This is a genomic window from Pseudoalteromonas sp. PA2MD11, from assembly GCF_017808125.1.
Classification (GTDB): domain Bacteria; phylum Pseudomonadota; class Gammaproteobacteria; order Enterobacterales; family Alteromonadaceae; genus Pseudoalteromonas; species Pseudoalteromonas simplex.
Genome location: NZ_JADKNF010000013.1, coordinates 48,180 through 66,566 on the forward strand (window position 1 = coordinate 48,180; position 18,387 = coordinate 66,566).

The 18,387-nt window shown below is 41.8% G+C and carries 16 protein-coding genes; 8 read left to right on the forward strand and 8 right to left on the reverse strand.

Annotated features, from left to right (window positions below):
- The first annotated feature begins 5 nt into the window (after positions 1-5).
- From ISP07_RS14390 to ISP07_RS14415, 6 genes are all read left to right on the forward strand, one after another.
- Positions 6-1,058, forward strand: coding sequence for a sugar phosphate isomerase/epimerase family protein (locus ISP07_RS14390; RefSeq protein ID WP_209328006.1), 1,053 nt, complete (start codon positions 6-8; stop codon positions 1,056-1,058).
- 33 nt (positions 1,059-1,091) lie between these two features.
- Positions 1,092-2,312: an MFS transporter gene (locus ISP07_RS14395; protein WP_209328007.1), complete on the forward strand. Its 1,221-nt coding sequence runs from the start codon at positions 1,092-1,094 to the stop codon at positions 2,310-2,312.
- A 24-nt stretch (positions 2,313-2,336) separates the two neighbouring features.
- Positions 2,337-3,029, forward strand: coding sequence for a 3-keto-disaccharide hydrolase (locus tag ISP07_RS14400; protein ID WP_054552038.1), 693 nt, complete (start codon positions 2,337-2,339; stop codon positions 3,027-3,029).
- A gap of 1 nt (position 3,030) precedes the next feature.
- The gene (locus tag ISP07_RS14405) at positions 3,031-4,710 is read left to right on the forward strand and encodes a GMC family oxidoreductase (RefSeq protein ID WP_209328008.1); all 1,680 of its coding nucleotides are present in this window, start codon (positions 3,031-3,033) and stop codon (positions 4,708-4,710) included.
- Between the two features lie 2 nt (positions 4,711-4,712).
- Complete coding sequence (locus tag ISP07_RS14410; protein ID WP_209328009.1) at positions 4,713-5,468, forward strand: gluconate 2-dehydrogenase subunit 3 family protein; 756 nt, start codon at positions 4,713-4,715, stop codon at positions 5,466-5,468.
- Positions 5,469-5,535: 67 nt separating this feature from the next.
- On the forward strand, positions 5,536-6,366 hold the full coding sequence (locus ISP07_RS14415; protein WP_209328010.1) for a sugar phosphate isomerase/epimerase family protein: 831 nt from the start codon (positions 5,536-5,538) through the stop codon (positions 6,364-6,366).
- 85 nt (positions 6,367-6,451) lie between these two features.
- Here the strand turns inward: ISP07_RS14415 and ISP07_RS14420 are convergent, their stop codons facing one another.
- Complete coding sequence (locus tag ISP07_RS14420; protein WP_209328011.1) at positions 6,452-6,703, reverse strand: hypothetical protein; 252 nt, start codon at positions 6,701-6,703, stop codon at positions 6,452-6,454.
- 854 nt (positions 6,704-7,557) lie between these two features.
- Here ISP07_RS14420 and ISP07_RS14425 point away from each other — a divergent pair.
- A complete protein-coding gene (locus ISP07_RS14425) occupies positions 7,558-8,004 on the forward strand; it encodes a hypothetical protein (protein ID WP_209328012.1) in 447 nt (148 codons plus the stop codon).
- 30 nt (positions 8,005-8,034) lie between these two features.
- On the opposite strand, the gene rnd is transcribed toward ISP07_RS14425, so the two are convergent.
- The 3 genes from rnd to ISP07_RS14440 all read right to left on the reverse strand — a co-directional run bounded on the left by rnd (position 8,035) and on the right by ISP07_RS14440 (position 11,844).
- Positions 8,035-9,165 carry a ribonuclease D gene (rnd, locus tag ISP07_RS14430; protein WP_209328013.1) on the reverse strand — a complete coding sequence of 377 codons (1,131 nt, stop codon included), beginning with the start codon at positions 9,163-9,165 and terminating at the stop codon, positions 8,035-8,037.
- Positions 9,166-9,213: 48 nt separating this feature from the next.
- On the reverse strand, positions 9,214-10,875 hold the full coding sequence (fadD, locus tag ISP07_RS14435; protein ID WP_054552030.1) for a long-chain-fatty-acid--CoA ligase FadD: 1,662 nt from the start codon (positions 10,873-10,875) through the stop codon (positions 9,214-9,216).
- Positions 10,876-10,992: 117 nt separating this feature from the next.
- A complete protein-coding gene (locus tag ISP07_RS14440) occupies positions 10,993-11,844 on the reverse strand; it encodes an alpha/beta fold hydrolase (protein ID WP_209328014.1) in 852 nt (283 codons plus the stop codon).
- A 110-nt stretch (positions 11,845-11,954) separates the two neighbouring features.
- Between ISP07_RS14440 and ISP07_RS14445 the strand changes: the two genes are divergently transcribed.
- Positions 11,955-13,244 (forward strand): alkaline phosphatase, encoded by a 1,290-nt coding sequence (locus ISP07_RS14445; protein WP_209328015.1) that lies wholly within the window; start codon positions 11,955-11,957, stop codon positions 13,242-13,244.
- A gap of 103 nt (positions 13,245-13,347) precedes the next feature.
- Here ISP07_RS14445 and ISP07_RS14450 read toward each other — a convergent pair whose 3' ends face one another.
- From ISP07_RS14450 to ISP07_RS14465, 4 genes are all read right to left on the reverse strand, one after another.
- Entirely contained in the window at positions 13,348-13,671 is a 324-nt protein-coding gene (locus ISP07_RS14450) for a hypothetical protein (RefSeq protein WP_062565644.1), read from the reverse strand.
- Between the two features lie 76 nt (positions 13,672-13,747).
- Complete coding sequence (gene tsaB / locus ISP07_RS14455) at positions 13,748-14,440, reverse strand: tRNA (adenosine(37)-N6)-threonylcarbamoyltransferase complex dimerization subunit type 1 TsaB (RefSeq protein WP_209328016.1); 693 nt, start codon at positions 14,438-14,440, stop codon at positions 13,748-13,750.
- Positions 14,441-14,450: 10 nt separating this feature from the next.
- Positions 14,451-16,367: an ATP-dependent DNA helicase gene (locus ISP07_RS14460; protein ID WP_054552025.1), complete on the reverse strand. Its 1,917-nt coding sequence runs from the start codon at positions 16,365-16,367 to the stop codon at positions 14,451-14,453.
- A 104-nt stretch (positions 16,368-16,471) separates the two neighbouring features.
- Entirely contained in the window at positions 16,472-18,334 is a 1,863-nt protein-coding gene (locus ISP07_RS14465) for a M28 family metallopeptidase (protein ID WP_209328017.1), read from the reverse strand.
- Positions 18,335-18,387 lie beyond the last annotated feature (53 nt).

Here is an 18,387-nt window from a genome sequence, read left to right on the forward strand (position 1 = left end):
AAAGAATGAATAAAATCAAAGGGCCAGCAATATTTTTGGCGCAGTTTATTTCAGATCAAGCCCCGTTCAATAGTTTTCGTGGTTTATGTGAGTGGGCAAGCAGTTTAGGTTACAAAGCGATTCAAGTTCCAACCTCAAACCCGACTATTTTTGATTTAGAAAAAGCAGCTCAAAGCCAGCATTACTGCGATGAAGTCACTGGTATTGCCACAGAGTATGGACTTACAATTTCAGAGTTATCAACACATTTGCAAGGCCAGCTAATTGCTGTTCACCCTGCCTACGATGAAATGTTCGATAACTTTGCCGCAGAGCATGTAAAAGGCAACCCTGCAGCGCGAACAAAGTGGGCAACAGAGCAACTGATGATGGCTGCTAAAGCAAGTAACAACCTTGGCTTAACCAACCATGCGACGTTCTCGGGTTCTTTTTTATGGCATACCTTTTACCCGTGGCCACAACGTCCACAAGGACTTGTTGAACAAGGCTTTAGTGAACTTGCTAAGCGTTGGTTACCTATTTTAGATTGCTTTGACGAGCATGGCGTGGACGTGTGTTTTGAATTGCATCCGGGTGAAGACCTACATGATGGTGTGACATTTGAGCGCTTTTTAGCAGCAACCAATAATCACCCACGCGTTAATATTCTTTATGATCCGAGCCATTTTGTATTGCAACAGCTCGACTATTTAGCGTTTATCGATATTTATCATTCGCGCATTAAGGCGTTTCATGTCAAAGATGCCGAATTTATCGCAAATGGCCGCTCAGGTGTTTATGGCGGATTTCAAAACTGGCAAGACCGCCCGGGGCGTTTTCGTTCTTTAGGTGATGGCCAAGTAGATTTTAAGCAAATCTTTAGCAAGTTAACTCAATATGGTTTTGATGGTTGGGCTGTACTTGAATGGGAATGTTGCTTAAAGCACCCAGAAGATGGGGCAAGAGAAGGCGCTGAGTTTATTAAAGCACACTTAATAAACCCAACAGACAAAGCCTTTGACGATTTTGCCAGTGGCGCAACAAACACTGAGCGGAATAATCGAATTTTAGGTTTATAAACCGACAACAACAGAACACACAGGACACACAATATGGACAACAATAATTATAACCGCATTGTCTTTCGGCTTTGCTGTATAGCACTGATTGTGACCTCTATGACCTTTGCCATTCGTGCTGGTATTTTGGGTCAACTTGGCAGTGAGTTTGGCTTAACCGACACCGAATTAGGTTGGGTTAATGCCATGGCATTTTTAGGTTTTCCGGTTGCGACTATGATCGGCGGTATTATTTATAATGCCATTGGCGCGAAGAAATTAGTGGCGTTAGCGTTTATCTGTCATTTTCTTGGCCTTGTTTTGACCATCACTGCTGATGGTTTTTGGGGCTTACTGGTTTCTACCTTTTTAATTGGTTTTGCCAACGGCGCTGTTGAAGCTGGCTGTAACCCACTAATTGCAGAAATGTACCCTAAAAACACCACCACTATGCTAAACCGTTTTCATGTTTGGTTCCCAGGTGGCATTGTGATTGGCGCACTTGCGTCGAATTTTATGTCGGGAGCAGGTTTAAACTGGCAATGGCAAGTTGCGTTAATTTTAATTCCTACGGTTATCTATGGCGCTATGCTGATCAAAGCACAATTTCCACGCTTTGATACGCGTACTCACTCTACCAGCAGCAATATTCGCCACTTATTTACGCCGTTATACATCTTTTTAATTGCCTGCATGACGTTTACCGCAACCACTGAATTTGGCACACAACAATGGATTGAGCGTATTTTAGGTTCTTCGGGTGCCTCTCCTATGGTGGTCTTAGCCTTGATCACTGGCCTAATGGCGGTTGGTCGCTTCTTTGCAGGCCCTATTGTGCATAAGCTCAACCCTACCGGTGTATTACTTGGCTCTGCCATTTGTGCAAGCTTAGGTATCTTTATGATGAGCCAAGCCGAGGGCAGCATGATTTATTTAGCAGCGATATTATTTGCACTTGGCGTTACCTACTTTTGGCCGACCATGCTTGGCTGCGTTGCTGAATACATTCCAAAGTCAGGGGCGCTGGGTATGTCGTTAATGGGCGGTGCAGGCATGTTTGCAATGAGCATCTGGAACCCTGTAATTGGTAGCTGGATAGATGCGGCACGCTCATCGGCACAGGCAAGTGGTGCAAGCGCTGAACAAATTGAAATTTTAGCCGGACAGGCTGTATTACAAAACCTACTGATCTTCCCAATTATTTTAATCGTCGCATTCATTGGGTTGCATTTGGTAATTAATAACAACAAACGCACCGAAAAATGTGCGTCTTAAGCAAGTAAATCGTCGAGGAACACTATGTTTAAATCTCTTAAAGCACTGACTTTAATGCTCACCGTTAGTAGCTGTGCACTCGCTAATGCGGCTGACAATCAGCTAACACAACAAGAAAAGCAAGCTGGCTGGCAGTTGTTGTTTGACGGCAAAGATATGTCGCAGTGGCGTAATTTTAAAAGCGAATCTTTAAATCCTGCATGGGTCGTTGAAGATGGCGCTATGACATTAACCAAAGGTGGTGGCGACCTGCTTACTAAAAAGCAGTACCAAAACTTTGAATTACAGATTGATTGGAAAATCTCTACTAAAGGCAATAGCGGTATTTTTGTATTAGCTGATGAAACCGGACAGATGATTTACTCTCATGCACCTGAAATTCAAATTATCGATAACGAAGAACACCCAGATACCGAAATTGACTCGCACTTAGCAGGGTCAATTTACGATTTATTTGCAGCGCCAGTTGCGGCGCACAAACCAGCAAATAGCTGGAACCATGTACGCATTAAAATGCAAGACAACCACTTACAAGTTTGGCAAAACGGTATTAGCACCACCAGCATTGTGATTGGCAGTACAACATGGAACACCCTTGTAAAAGGCAGTAAGTTTGCAACCTGGAAAAACTTTGCAACGGCTGAACAAGGTCATATCGGGCTTCAAGACCATGGTGACAAAGTGTGGTTTAAAAATATAAAAATCAAGGAGCTATAAGATGTCTGATTTTAAACATAAGGTATTAGTTGTTGGCTCTGGTGCTGGCGGTGCAATGGCCGCATACACGTTAACCAAGCTTGGTCACAAGGTGTTATTACTTGAAGCGGGCCGTAATTATGACCCGAAAACAGAAAGCCCGATGTTTCGTCGTAACAACGAAGCCCCACTTATGGGTGCAGGTAACAAAGACAAAAACTTTGGCTTTTACGACGCAACCGTTGATGGAGGCTGGCAAGTACCTGATGAGCCTTATACCAGCGCCAAAGGAAGCGACTTTTATTGGTGGCGCGCACGTATGTTAGGTGGTCGAACAAATCACTGGGGCCGCTATTCATTGCGCTTTAGTGAGCACGATTTTAAAGGCAAAAGCCGTGATGGTCATGGTGCCGACTGGCCATTTGAGTACGCTGATTTAGCACCTTGGTACGATAAAACTGAAGAACTTGTGGGTGTATGTGGCACCAATACAGGCCATGAAGATATGCCAGATTCGTCACCGGGTATTTTACAGCCACCACCAAAACCGCGTGTTCCTGAGCTTTTAATTGCCGCTTCGGCAAAGAAAATGGGCATTCAAGCAGTGCCTATGCATCGCGCGGTATTAACGCGCCCTAAAGATGATCGCATGGCGTGTTTTTATGCAACACCATGTGGCTCTGGTTGCTCAATTGGTGCAGCTTTTCAAACTACGACATCATTACTGCCAATGGCAAAAGCCACCGGTAACTTAAAAGTTATTACTGATGCCATGGTTAAATCAGTCCAGGTTGATGAGCAAGGTAAAGTTACTGGCGTCACCTATGTTGATAAACACACGATAACCGAACATGCTATTGATGCCGATGTGGTTATCTTAGCCGCCAGCGCCTGTGAATCAGCGCGTATTTTATTAAATTCAAAGAATAAAAAGCACCCAAAAGGCCTTGCCAATTCAAGTGGCCAAGTAGGTCGAAACTTAATGGATTCGACGGGTGCATGGTTAGGTGCGCAAATTCCGGCACTTAAAGGTCGCCCACGTTATAACGAAGATGGACATACCGCTAATCACTTATTTATTCCTTGGTGGGGTCATCAAGCACAAGCTAACAATGAATTAGACTTCCCACGTGGTTATCACTTTGAAATTGGCAGTGGCTTTGGCCAGCCGGGTTCGGGTGTGTCAGGTGATAAACAAGGCTATGGCCCAGCTCTTAAACAGCAAGTTCGTGATGCATATGGCTCTTACGTTGGTTTTGCTCTGCGTGGTGAGATGTTACCGAACAAAGATACCTACATGGAAATTGACGAAAACGTTAAAGACAAATGGGGTATTCCGGTATCAAAGTTCCACTTTAAGTGGTCTGACAGAGAATTAAAGCAAATCGAACATGGTTTAAAAACCGCGAAGCAAATCCTCGAAAACATGGGTGCGACTGTTGGCGAACTCCCGCCTGCTGAAAAAGCAATTTCAAAAGGTGGCGAAATCATTCACGAAGTGGGCACCACACGAATGGGCAGCTCAAAGAAAGACTCAGTCACCAATCAATGGGGCCAAACATGGGATTGTAATAACCTATTTGTAATGGATGCGGGGGTATTTGCTTCAAACCCTCATAAAAACTGTACGCTCACCATCATGACACTGGCAATGCGTAATTCAACTTGGCTTGCTCAACAAATTGATAACGGGGTACTTTAATTATGCATCATCGTAACGAACACGACTCATATAACTATGTTTCTAACATGAGCCGCCGTGAGTCTTTAAAATGGCTTGGACTATTAGCTGCGGGCTCAGCGGTTGGTTTAACTGCTGGCTGCACAAAAGCTCTGGAAGATGACGTTGCTGTCTCTGCAAAAGAGCATTGGCCTGATTTAGATATCAAGCCTGTAACCGCTAAAGGCTATGGTCAAGATCCTAATTTGGTGATGCCACCAGAATCACCTTGGCCACTGACCTTAACAGCAGACGAACTCACGTTAGTAGCGGTTTTAGCTGATTACATTGTGCCGCGCGAAGGCGCTATCCCTTCAGCCAGTGAGCTACAAGTACCAGCTGTTATTAATGAGTGGGTGAGCGCGCCTTATGAAGGTCAACAACGCGATAGAATTAAAATTTTAAATTCATTAGCGTGGCTTGACGATGAAGCACAGCTTCGTTTTAAAAAGCAATTTGTTGCACTTAACGAAAAGCAACATCGCGAGATTTTAGATGATATTGCGTTTTTAAACGAGCAAACACCTCTGCAATTTCAGCGTATTGGTAAAGCTTTTTTACGCTTTAAAGAGTTAGTGCTTGCTGCCTTTTTCTGTACACCTGAAGGCTGTAAAGACATAGGTTACCTTGGTAATGTGCCTATTGCAGGCGATTACCCTGGCCCTTCTGATGAAGCAAAAGTCCATTTAGATCAGGTTTTAGCTGAGCTTGGTTTAAGCGAGTACGCCTATACCGATTAACTTTCCCCCTTGTGTTATTTGTAGCACAGTGCAGGGGGTCACTCCCCTGCTTTTTTAGGATTGAAGTATGTTTAAAACCCGCATTTTATTGCTCATTATTAGCCTTGTATTTAGTGGTCAATTATTCGCAAAACTGCCCGTGAGTGTGCAGCTATGGTCAGTCAAAGACACCTTAAAAAATGACTTTCATGGTACGCTTAAGTCTCTTGCCGAAATGGGGTTTGCCGGTGTGGAGTTTGCCGGAGACTTTGGCCCATACTCACATAACCCAGCAGCCTTAAAAGCAAAGCTCAGTGAATTAGGCTTAGTTGCCAGTAGTGCCCATATCGGCTTTGATGCACTCAGTGAAAACACAATTGATAGCACCCTGCTGTTTTACAAGACCCTTGGCGTTACTACACTTTATGTACCTTGGGATGAAAGAGCATGGCACCCTGAGGGAGTAAAATCTCTGGTTAAAGAGCTTACTAAAGTCAGTGATTATGCAACCCGCTTTGATATGAAGATCGGTTTTCACAATCATAATAAAGAGTTTAATGCATTTAAAAACGCAACGTTTTGGGATTACATTGCCACTAATACCCCCAAGACCATGCCATTGCAGTTAGATATTGGCTGGGTCAATTACGCAGCAAAAGATCCAATTTACTTTATTAAAAAGTACCCTAACCGCACGCTTGCTACGCACATTAAAGTACGTACGATTGAGGGAAGCAACATTAGCCCAATTATCGGCGAAAACAACATTGATTGGCCTGCCATCATCGATACTTTAGAGTCGCACGGCAACACCAAGTGGTTAGTGCTTGAACAAGAAGAATACCCAAGCGGATTAACCCCACTACAAAGCGTTGCGAAATCAAAACAAAATTTAGATAAAATTTTACTTGTTTTGTAGGGTTATTTTAGGAATGAGCTCGCTTTAACCACGTGAGCTCATGATTGAGGTTTAATTTAAATAGTTGCGCACTCATAGCTCTATATTAGGGTTCATCTTGCCAAGAGCTATTGCCTTCTGAACGTTTTGCAAAGCTTTCCGGTTTCCTAATTGGTTTATCTATACTTTTATAGAATATCAAGATCCCAGCTCCACCTATGACGGGGAGTAACCAAACAAGCACTGTTTGTGCTAGTTTTTGAAAAGTTTCAAAATCATTTCTTTTAGAAATTACTAAACTAATTAATATATTGAACAGTATTAGTAACCCCAAGCCAGCTAGTGCATAGTTTTCCATATCTTAATCCTATTGATGCCAAAATCACACTGTGGAAACGACCGAACGACGGCTTAAATTGTTTGTTATACGCTTTAAAACGAACAGCTAATCGTCCTTTCTTCGGTGTTTAAAGATAAATCGCCCAAATTGAAAACACAAAACTAAAAATACAATGAGAAAAATAAGTCCATTTACCACTCAGGCAAAAACTCCACAATCTTTGGAGCAACGAATTTAAGAATACCGAAAGCTGCTACGATGAGAAGAGTGAATGCAGTCCCTTTCACAAAAGCACTCCTAAATTTCCGTTCAATGCATCTGTTTATATTTAAAAAATACCAACGTCAAAATTAATTGCGGGAATACCTTAAATGTACCACCCATCTCGCATAGGGACAAAAAGGATGGCTATATTAACAAGCGGGGACGATTCACATCCTTTAATCCCAGCATGTTCCTCCCAGATCTACAGCGGTTTGTTATGTGGCTTACCTCTTTGATATAGTTTTAACAAATTACTTAAGGTATTGCTATCACAAGTTTTTTAAAATCTTTTATGTAAAGTTAAATACATTAATATACTCGCGTCGATCATTTTCACAAAAATATGTACAAAGAATAGTTTGGCCGTTTTCAATAACTCATTATCCTTAATGGAGATATATGACGTGACTTATTCTACTACCCTCTTTTAGATATATCTTATACCTTTCATTGTTTAATATCTTATTTATTTTCAACAAGATAAATAAATCACACCATTAGGAATTAATAATAAAACATTAAAAACAGCTTTTACTTTCATTTTTTCGGCAGATTGTTTTATCTAAGTTGCGAAGTATTATATTAAAAAAGCCTCTCAAGGACTGAGAATGAAAGTATTGAATTTAAGAAAGACTTCTGAAAAAAGCATATGGCTGATGTTAGCTACCCTTGAGGCTATTTTTGTATACCTTTTAAAAACCCTTTCACAGAAGCACTTTTTATATGAGCCGCTTCTTATACTATTCATGTTAATTTCGTTAGTTCTAACATTATTAATACTTAGTAGTAAAAATGAACTCACAATCTGTCGCCACGGAGTATTTTATAGCTCGCCTTTTGGCAACGCGCATATAGAAGCAACTAAAACGAAGTTGATTAAACAATATTCTAAGTTTGGGTTTAATTGTGTAATTATTATAGGTGAAAAGTTTTTTACTTTTGCCCCTTTTTATAGTTTAACGTCTAGACAACTACAAAGATTAAAACGGTATGATTATAACTTGCTGCATTGGTTACAGGTAACTCATAAACGCAGCAAGTTTCAGGGCCTATAATGATAAGTAAATAGCAATAAAGGGCTTTTATTAGTTTTGCCACTCTTTAAGTACGTCTTTCACATACTCATAGCGCCATGAGTTGAATAGATCTGGCTTTGATGCTGCTTTACGTTCATCGGCATCGAGCTTCCAATTCCAGCTGATCAGCTGGTTAATCTGTTTTTTAGAGGCCAATACATCTTCAGGAATGCCCCGCTCTTTTGCAGCTTTAGTGATTTTTTGTTTAATATCTTTTGCGGCTTTTTTATATGCCGGAAAATCAATTAATCGTTTTAATTGTGCAGGTTGTTCGCTTGCAGGAACGGCTTTACCACGTTCAATACATTTTAAAATTTCAACGCCCGAACGGTTAACTTCCATTGGCTCAACACCTGGCACTCTGCGTAACGCATTTAAACTTGCAGGCTTGCGCTTAGCAATTTCAACCATGTTGTGCTCTTTAACCACAAAGTTGAGCGCGAGGTTTTTGCGCTCAGCCTTTTCACGGCGCCATGCGGCAAGTTCGCGTAATACCGCTAAGTCGTGCGGTCGTAATTGCCAAGCATTTTTAATGTCTTTATAAAGCTGCTCTGCAGGTGTTTGATAAGCACGCTTTTGCGCGACCAACTCACTTTCGCTGATCACAATGTCAAAAAAGCCAGCTTCATCAATTTGGTTTTTAATAATTTCAAAACAAGGCAATAAGTGATACGTATCGGCAGCGGCATAATCTAGCTGCTTTTCTGTTAGCGGGCGCTGTAACCAGTTAGTGCGCGATTCACTTTTATCAATTTCGATATCAAGTAACTCTTTAACCATGTGCGCAAAGCCCATGCAGTTACCATGGCCTAGTATTTGTAGTGCAAACTGGGTATCAAACAGTGGTGTTGGTACAAAGCCAGCGTATTTTTGAAACACTTCAATATCTTCTGACGGTGAATGTAGTACCTTTAACACCTCAGGATTTTTAAGTACTTGCCAAAAATCAAAAAGCGACAGCTCAGCCAGAGGATCGATTAACGCTAAATGCTCACCATCGTATACTTGAATAAGTGCAACTTCAGGGTAAAGCGTACGACGACGCATAAACTCGGTATCAATTGCCAGTACCGGTTTTCCTGTTATTTTTTCTACAAAATCATTTAATTGATTTTGCGTTTCGATCAGTTGATATTGCACTTATACCCCTTTCTTTACCATAAAAAAGCCGGCTAATGCCGGCTTTAATTATTTTTCTTCGTCCTTTAAGGCTCTTCTTAGAATCTTACCAACGTTTGTTTTTGGTAGTTCATCTCTAAACTCAACGAGTTTAGGCACCTTATAGTTCGTTAAATTATCACGACAGTGCTTTATTATATCTTTTTCAGTTAAAGATTGATCTTTTTTCACAACAAAAACTTTAACTTGTTCGCCACTGACCTCGTGAGGAATACCGATAGCTGCTACTTCAAGCACGCCATCGTGCATAGCGACTACTTCTTCGATCTCATTAGGGAACACGTTGAAGCCAGATACGATAATCATGTCTTTCTTACGATCAACAATGTAGAAGAAGCCTTCATCATCGTAAGTAGCAATGTCACCTGTTGCAAACCAGCCATCTTTTAAGCATTCTGCTGTTGCATCTGGGCGGTTATAATAACCTTGCATAACTTGTGGGCCTTTAACCCAAAGCTCGCCCGGCTCACCTTTCGCTGCTTCTTCACCATTTTCAAGCATAAGCTTAATATCAGTGCTAGGAGCAGGTAAACCGATTGAACCGTTATAACCTTCAAGGTCGTAAGGGCTAACAGTTACAAGTGGCGCACATTCAGTTAAGCCATAACCTTCCATTAATTTGGTCTTCGTTACAGCTTGCCATTTTTCAGCAACTGGACGCTGTACCGCCATACCACCACCAAGTGACATTTTTAAGCTTGAGAAATCAAGTTCAGCAAAACCTGGGGTATTTAGTAAACCGTTAAATAGCGTATTTACACCCGTTACCGCCGTAAATTTGTGCTGTGCTAGCTCTTTAACAAAGCCCGGCATATCACGAGGGTTTGTGATAAGTACGTTTAAACCACCGTATTTCATAAATGTTAGGCAGTTCGCTGTGAGTGCAAAGATGTGATAAAGCGGCAGTGCTGTGATAACCACTTCTTTTCCGCGCTCTAATACTTTGTCTAGACAACCTGATACTTGCTCAAGGTTACCAACCATGTTGCCATGCGATAGCATTGCACCTTTAGATACACCCGTTGTACCGCCTGTGTATTGCAAAAATGCTAAGTCGTTTAAATCAACTTCAGGTTTTTTGTAACCCGCTTCATCACCAGCAAGCGCATCTGCAAATTTGATCACATTTGGCAATGAGTAGCTAGGCACCATTTTCTTAACGTGCTTCACCACAAAATTAACGATGTGCTTTTTAAGGCCGCCGACCATGTCACCCACTTGAGTAACCACGATGTGCTTGACGTTAGTTTTTGGTAATGCTTTCTCTAGAGTATCGGCAAAGTTTGCAAGAATAAAAATTGCTGAAGACTCTGAGTCATTTAACTGATGCTCTAATTCACGCACGGTATAAAGTGGGTTTACATTCACCACTACACAGCCTGCACGAAGAATACCTAAGATAGTTACAGGCGTTTGTAGTAAGTTCGGCATCATAACCGCTACTTTATCGCCTTTTTTAAGACCAAGATCATTTTGAATGTACGACGCAACACGTTTTGTAGCACTGTCTAACTCACGATAGGTCAACTCTTTACCCATGTTGGTAAAAGCTGGAAGGTCACTAAAGTCAGCAAAACTTTTTTCAAACAAGTCGAGTAGCGAGTGATAATGCTCAGGGTCGATTGTTTCAGGCATACCTTCTGGGTAGCGTTTAAGCCAGATTTTTTCCACTCTTAGCTCCTGTTTATAATTATATTTTTTAATAACCTTAAGCTAACTAAGGCCGTTTCTCAATGGAGTAAATACTCTAATGGTGCAGATAATCCCACATTTGGTGCAATTATACAATTAACTTGCTTTATACTGCCCAATAAATGCATGAACGTGTTCTAAGGTTAATGCAGGAAATTGCATATGGCAATGGTGACCACCAGGTATCTTATGAATTTTTAACTCTTTGTAATATTTACCATATGCTTCTAAGTTTTGCTTTACAAAAGGAAACCCCTCATCGCCTAAAATAAGCTGACATGGCGCGTTAATTTGTTTAATGGTTGCAATACATTGTGCTTCATCAAAGCGAAATCCTGAGTGATTTTTAAGCTTTGGATCGGTTGTTAAGTACCACTTGCCTGCTTTTTCGTAGCTATTTCGTGTCATTAATAACTCAGCTTGTGGGTATTCAAGGTCACCACTTGCAAGCCTTGCACTAATAATGTGCGCTTTTGAGTCAAATGCACGTGGCCCTTTATTGTTTACCCGCGCTCTATTTAATATTGCCTTGCGAAGTTGGCCGCTCACTTCATTGCTGTTGGTTGTAACGCAACCAACTCCCTCAATAAAGTTTACCGATGCTACCTTTTCAGGAAAACAACTAGCAAAAACCCCAGCAACCATAGCGCCCATTGAATGGCCAACTAAATGCACTTTCGTTACCTCAAGTGACCCAATAAACTTATATACATCATCAACGTAGTCAATAAAGTAATAATGGGCGTCACTACTTCGCCAATCAGATAAACCATGACCAGGAAAATCAAGACAATACCAACGCTGATTTAGCTTCGCATTTTGTAACATAGGTATGTAACTATGTGCGTTATCAAGCCAACCATGTAAGGCAATCACAACCTCTTCGCCATGACCAAAGGTTAGGCCATGCATTGCCTGAGTGCCAGTTTGAAAAGAAAAAGGTTGCACAATTGCTCCTATTTATTAAGCGTTTCAACTTAAAGGCGTTTATTTATCGTCTGGCTAGTATACAATAATCTTCGCAGTATAAATAAGGGCACAATAATAAGGTTACATCAATGAAATTAAAATTAAGTCTTTTAGCATTATTATGCTCAGCAGGCTCAGTAATGGCTGAATCAGCACCAAAAAACATCATTTATATGATTGGTGATGGTATGGGCCCGGCGTATACAACTGCATATCGTTACTTTAAAGATGATCCAAATACTAAAGTAGTTGACCCAACTGTTTTCGATACAATTTTACGTGGTATGGCTCATACCTACCCTGACGATCATACCTATGTAACAGACAGCGCTGCAGGTGCAACAGCACTAAGCAGTGGTCATAAAAGTTATAATGGCGCAATTGCCGTTGATACTGATAAAAAACCAGTAAAAACTATGCTTGAAGTTGCCAAAGAGCGCGGTATGACAACAGCTCTCGTAGCTACTTCGCAAATTAACCACGCCACACCAGCAAGCTTTGCTTCACATAACGAATCACGCCGTAACTACGACGAGATTGCTAACGACTATATCGATAACAAAATCGCAGGTAAATTACCGGTTGATTTAATGCTAGGTGGCGGCACGAAATATTACGTTCGTGAAGACCGTAACCTAGTTGAAGAGTTTAAAGCAGCAGGTTATCAGTACAGTGATGACTTTGCAGCAATGAGTGACTTAAAACAGGTTCCAGCACTTGGTTTATTCGCTGAAGTGGGTTTACCGTTTGCGCTTGACGAAAATCCAACGCGTCTTACGCAAATGACAACTAAAGCGCTTGATTTACTGGATGGTCAAAACGACAAAGGGTTCTTTGTGATGATCGAAGGCAGCCAAATTGACTGGTGTGGTCATGCAAACGACATCGCATGTGCAATGGGCGAAATGGATGACTTTGCTAAATCGATTGAACAAGCAAAGGCGTATGTAGATAAAAACCCAGATACCCTACTTGTTATCACTGCCGATCACTCAACAGGTGGCTTAACACTGGGTGCGCATGGTCAATATAAGTGGGAAACTGACGTTGTTAAAGGTGTTAAAGCAACTGCTGGCACTATCACAAAAGATCTACTTGAAAGCGATGACTTAAAAGCAGTATGGCAAAAGTATTCTGATATCGAATTCACTGATGCAAACAGCATCAAGCTAAGCGAAGCTAAGAAAATGGGTGATAAAGCACTGCTACTTGCTGTAAAAGATATCATCAATCATGCCAGCTTCACGGGGTGGACTACTGGTGGCCACACCGCTATTGATGTACAAGTATTTGCCTATGGTAAACGTGCAGAAGATTTCTACGGTTCGCAAAACAATACTGCGATTGCCGACAAGCTGATAGATTTTATTAAGCAGTAATTTTATTGCTTAGAAATACTATTCAATCATAAAAAAGCCTAAACATATTGTTTAGGCTTTTTTGTGAATTCAGTTTTAGCTTTTATTAATCATACCAGTTAGCTTATGCATATACATCAACGCCAATAAGGCTTTGCACTTCGGCGCGGCGCTCTAAGTTAGCAAATTCCGTATAGGTTGAAATCGCGCGACTGGTTTTTGGGTTGCTTGGTTTGTCATAAATTGTTTGCTGATAGCTTTGCGACTCAGCTTTAAATTCATCGGCAATAGCAACAGCTTGAGGGCTTGATTTAACATACTCTGTTGACGATTTTTGCTCAGCCGTTTGATCTGATATCGCTTTAGGCTTATCAGTAACGGTATTTTTACGGCTATATTGACCGGGAATGTCACCGGTATAAAAGCCTGAGCCAATAGGTAAAGTCAAACTCGTAATTCCACATCAAACATGACTAAATTATGTGCCATAACTGACGGGCACGCAAGTCCCGTTATTCTTTCAGTTACTCTCGGCCTGGTAGCTTTTTCCAAGTCACTGTATCACGAACATATTTAGGCTGCGCATTAGCTGCAGTCACCGTTTCACCGTTAGCAAAAGCCGTTGCAACCGAGGCCAGCATGTACCTCGCATCAGGTAGTAAAATGTTTTCATTTAAACTTACATTTGCTAGTTCTGTAACAAGTGCAGGATAGTTCTGCCAACCCGTACCCACCGCTGTTGCAGCCATTTCAGGTAGCGTTAGCAACTCAGGTTTAATGACTTGCTCTTCATCAACAAGCGTCATTAAGCCATTGTCATCAGCTTTATAATGAGCGTAATAAATCTCACCCATACGTGCATCAATGGCAGAAAACACATCGCTGGCTTGGTCTTGTTCAAACGCTTGTTGTGCCATCATCTGCAATGTTGATACGCCAACCAAAGGTAAGCGTGCGGCATAAGCTAAACCTTGTGCAATCGCAACACTGATACGCACGCCCGTAAAGCTACCCGGCCCTTGGCCAAAACCAATTACATCTAAATCGGTTAGTTTACATTGCGCCTTTGCGAGTAACTCATCAATTAAAGGCAAAATCTTTTGGCTGTGCTGCTGAGGGCACTCTTCAAAATGATGAAATGTTTGCCCTTGATAATGTAGCACCAGCGATAAAGCTTCAGTTGATGCATCTAAGGCAAGAATATTGTGTTTAATCATCTAAGTTACTCTAATTGATCTGTTCTAAAAACGCGTTTGCCATTGCTAAGTCGCGCGTGCGGCGCATGGGTGGCAAACTTTTTAAAAATACTTGGCCGTAATGGCGTGTTACTAGGCGGTTATCGCAAATAACCAACACACCTTTATCTTTACTATCGCGAATAAGTCGCCCTACCCCCTGCTTTAATGCAATGACCGCTTGAGGTAATTGAATATGCGCAAATGGGTCTTTGCCTTGTAACTGGCAATCTTGCATTTTTGCTTGCAATAATGGGTCATCAGGTGCGGCAAACGGCAATTTATCAATGATAACACAACTTAATGTGCTGCCTCTAACATCTACGCCTTCCCAAAATGAGGCTGTGCCGAGTAAAACGGCATTACCGTGACGGGTAAACTTCTCAAGGATAATGCGTTTAGACATTTGCCCTTGCATATAAACCGGATAATCCATCTGCGTGGTTAAACCTTCCGCCACTAAGTGCATCATACGATAGCTAGTAAACAGCACAAAGCAGCGACCTTTTGCTGATTTAATCAACTCAAGGGTCAGCTTGATAATTGCATGGGGCATATTATTCGCATGAGACTCAGGTAAGTAGCGCGGCAAACAAAGTAATGCTTGTTGTTGATAATCAAACGGACTTTCAACAATCATGCTTTGCGTTGGCTTTAAGCCAAGACTAGCGTTAAAGTGCGCTAAGTCGTTATCGACCGATAAAGTCGCCGATGTAAACACAAAACCTGCTCCTGTGTCTTTCATCATCTGTGCAAATTTAGCCGATACATTAAGCGGTGTAATGTTTACCGTTAGGTATCGGCGAGTGGTTTCGTACCAATAACTATAACCCGTTTGTGCGGTATCAAATACCCGCTCTAACTGACCTTTAAAGGCCAGTGTGCGCTCAAACGGATGCTCTATTTTTTCGCTACGGTCTAAGCATAACTTTAATACTTGGTATAAAAAGTCGAGGTCGCTAATGACCCGGTGCAGTGCTGCACAAATCTCTTTATCAGCCAGCTTTTCACGCCAATCACCACGGCTACCATCAAGCCCAAACTGCAAGCGTAAATCTGCCACGCTGGTTTCTAACTTGTTGAGGGTTTTACCTAATTGCAGCATATCTGGGATATCTGCACGGTATATCGCACGTAAGTCATTAATTAAATCCACCAGCTTTTTAGTGCTAACACTTTCACCAAAATAGTCACTGGCAATTTCACTGAGCTGATGCGCCTCATCAAAAATGTAGGCGTCTGCCGTGGGCATTAATTCAGCGAAACCTGTGTCTTTCACAGCCATATCAGCAAAAAACAAATGATGGTTGATCACCACTACATCGGCTTCCATGGCATTTAAGCGGGCTTTGCGAATATAACAGTCTTGAAAATCGGGGCACTCTTTACCCAAACAGTTATCAGCGGTTGAGCTAACATAAGGCAGTACCTTGGCGTCTTCTTCTATGCCGATACAATCTGCCAAATCGCCGGAACGGGTTTCACTTGCAAACTTTGCTACCATCGCAAGTTGATGCATTACATCAGGATCATCAGTTGGCACATGCGCAACATGCTGACTTAAACGATACGTACACAAATAATTCGCGCGGCCTTTTAAAAGGGCAACTTTTTTAGTAGCGCTCAGTGCTTTGACTAAATTGGGTAAATCACGGTGAAACAACTGCTCTTGTAGTGCTTTTGAACCCGTAGAGATGATGGTTTTGCCTTTTGATTTTAACGCAGGCGCTAAGTAAGCATAGGTTTTACCCGTGCCTGTGCCCGCCTCAACCACTAATTGGTGACGTTTTTTTAAGGCATCATCAACTGCAACAGCCATGTCAATTTGTGGCTGCCGAGGAGTATATCCATCAAGAGAAAGTGCAAGGGGGCCAGTGGCACTGAAAAGTTGTTTGATAAACTTCGCCAATAGATTAAAAGTGATGGGCAGATTTTACGTAACTGACTTGCCAAGGGCAAGACTAAATGAGGAAGCAAGGCTTCCTCATGGTTAAAAGTATGATTGCGTTTAAATCATTGTCCTTGAATCGTTAATGTAACGCCCGATGCAGCTCGGTAACCCTGTAAATCTATGTACCAAGTTCCACTTTGTGGGTTATCAAATTGACAACTTTCTTCGTTACCATTTTTGTAGGGCCGACATAGATAATTTGAACTTGTTGACGCTGAGCCATAGTTAACATACAAATCTGCATCGCCACTACCGCCAGATATAGTCACCGTTAAATTACTAAGGCCTGCCGGTATTTGTTGAGTAAAGCGCTGCCAACTACCGGTAGCGACACTCACGTTTGTCTCAGTTCGGTCAACGTTTTCGCCGCCACCTGAGGTGCTATAACTTCCCGTGAGTGACACATTCGAAATCTCATTCCACGCTTCAACCATGACATGATACGTGCCAGTTTGAACTGACGACATCACACAGTTTTCATTACTTGTAGAGGTTGTGCTTTTACAATCAAAGTCTTGTAAAGTTGGTTTACTGCCAAATTTAACGTATAAATCGGCATCGCCCGAGCCGCCCTCAGTTACAAACTCAAGGTTACTGCTCATTGCGGGTACATCAAGTGTAAAGAATAACTGATCTTTTGCTGCGCCCGACAAACCTGTTTTAGCTACGCCATTTTCAAGCTGATTAGTCGGCTCAGTTACCACATCACCAGCGTTCTTTGCCATTTCAGCAACATAGCTCACTGCCAATTTTGCAAATTTACTCGCGTGAGCCGCATCAAATTGAGCATCATTTGATGTGTGGATCAATGGGTTAATATCACTCATTGTTGATTCAAATGGCATTGAGGCGGCAAACCCTTGTTGATACCAAGAGGCATGATCTGAGCAGCCATAACCACATTGATCAAAGCCATAGCTCACTGTGGGCTGGTAAGCATCGAGCAACTGCGATAAATACTGATTTTGAGAAGAGTTTGTGTAATCGGTCATCATCACAATATCTGTGCTGCTGCCGTTATTGCCAGTCATATCAAACTGCACCATACCTACAACATTCTTACCCTGAGTTTTATAACTCTGAGCAATATCTTTTGAGCCCCTAAGACCCACTTCTTCAGCGGCAAACCCCATAATTTGAATGGTTCGCTGAGGTTGGTAGTTATTTTCCACAATTGCTTTGAGGGTTTGTGTGAGCACTGCAATACCAGAGGCATTATCATCTGCACCAGGAGCACGACCATTACTTGGATTAGACTGATTGATTGAGTCTAAATGACCACCAATAACGACGATTTCATCTGCTTTTTCTGCACCAGGAATGGTCACAATAACTGATGATTGCGAAAAACTATGGTTAAAATACTCAACGCTTATATCACTGCGGCTACTGGCTATTTGCTGCCAATGGCTCTTTAACCAATCAGCTGCATCAACACCACTTTGCACGGCATAATATCGGTTATGAAAGTTCATCATGCTATTAACCGTATCGCTCAGTTCGCTACTATCAATCGATGATATTAGCGCGTTAACTGTCGCGGCATTATCAATACTGTAGTTTACTAGGCTCGCATTCATCGCAGTCTGTGAAACCGCATTTAATTGCTGAGTATAGAGCTCTGCATCTGCTAATGAGTCATGGGCTACAAAACCACCGCAGCGATGATAGTTATCGTGCATAAACTCACTTAAACCAGCGATATCCTGCTTGTTAACGCGCATAAAATTAACTTGATTCAAAACTGATTTTTGCATCGCAAAATTGCTGTTTAGTTTACGTTTACTCACGGTATCTTGTTGAAAGTGCTCTGCAGCAAGGGCATCAATAGTGACCCAAATTGTTTCGTCTTGCGCTGCATAACTTAGTTGGCTCAGTGACAGTGTTGCAAAGCCTACTAAGCACTGTGTTAGGCGGGTTGTCATAATCAATCCTTTTATGATGTGTATTTTAATGAAAATAAAAAAGGGAGCCGAAG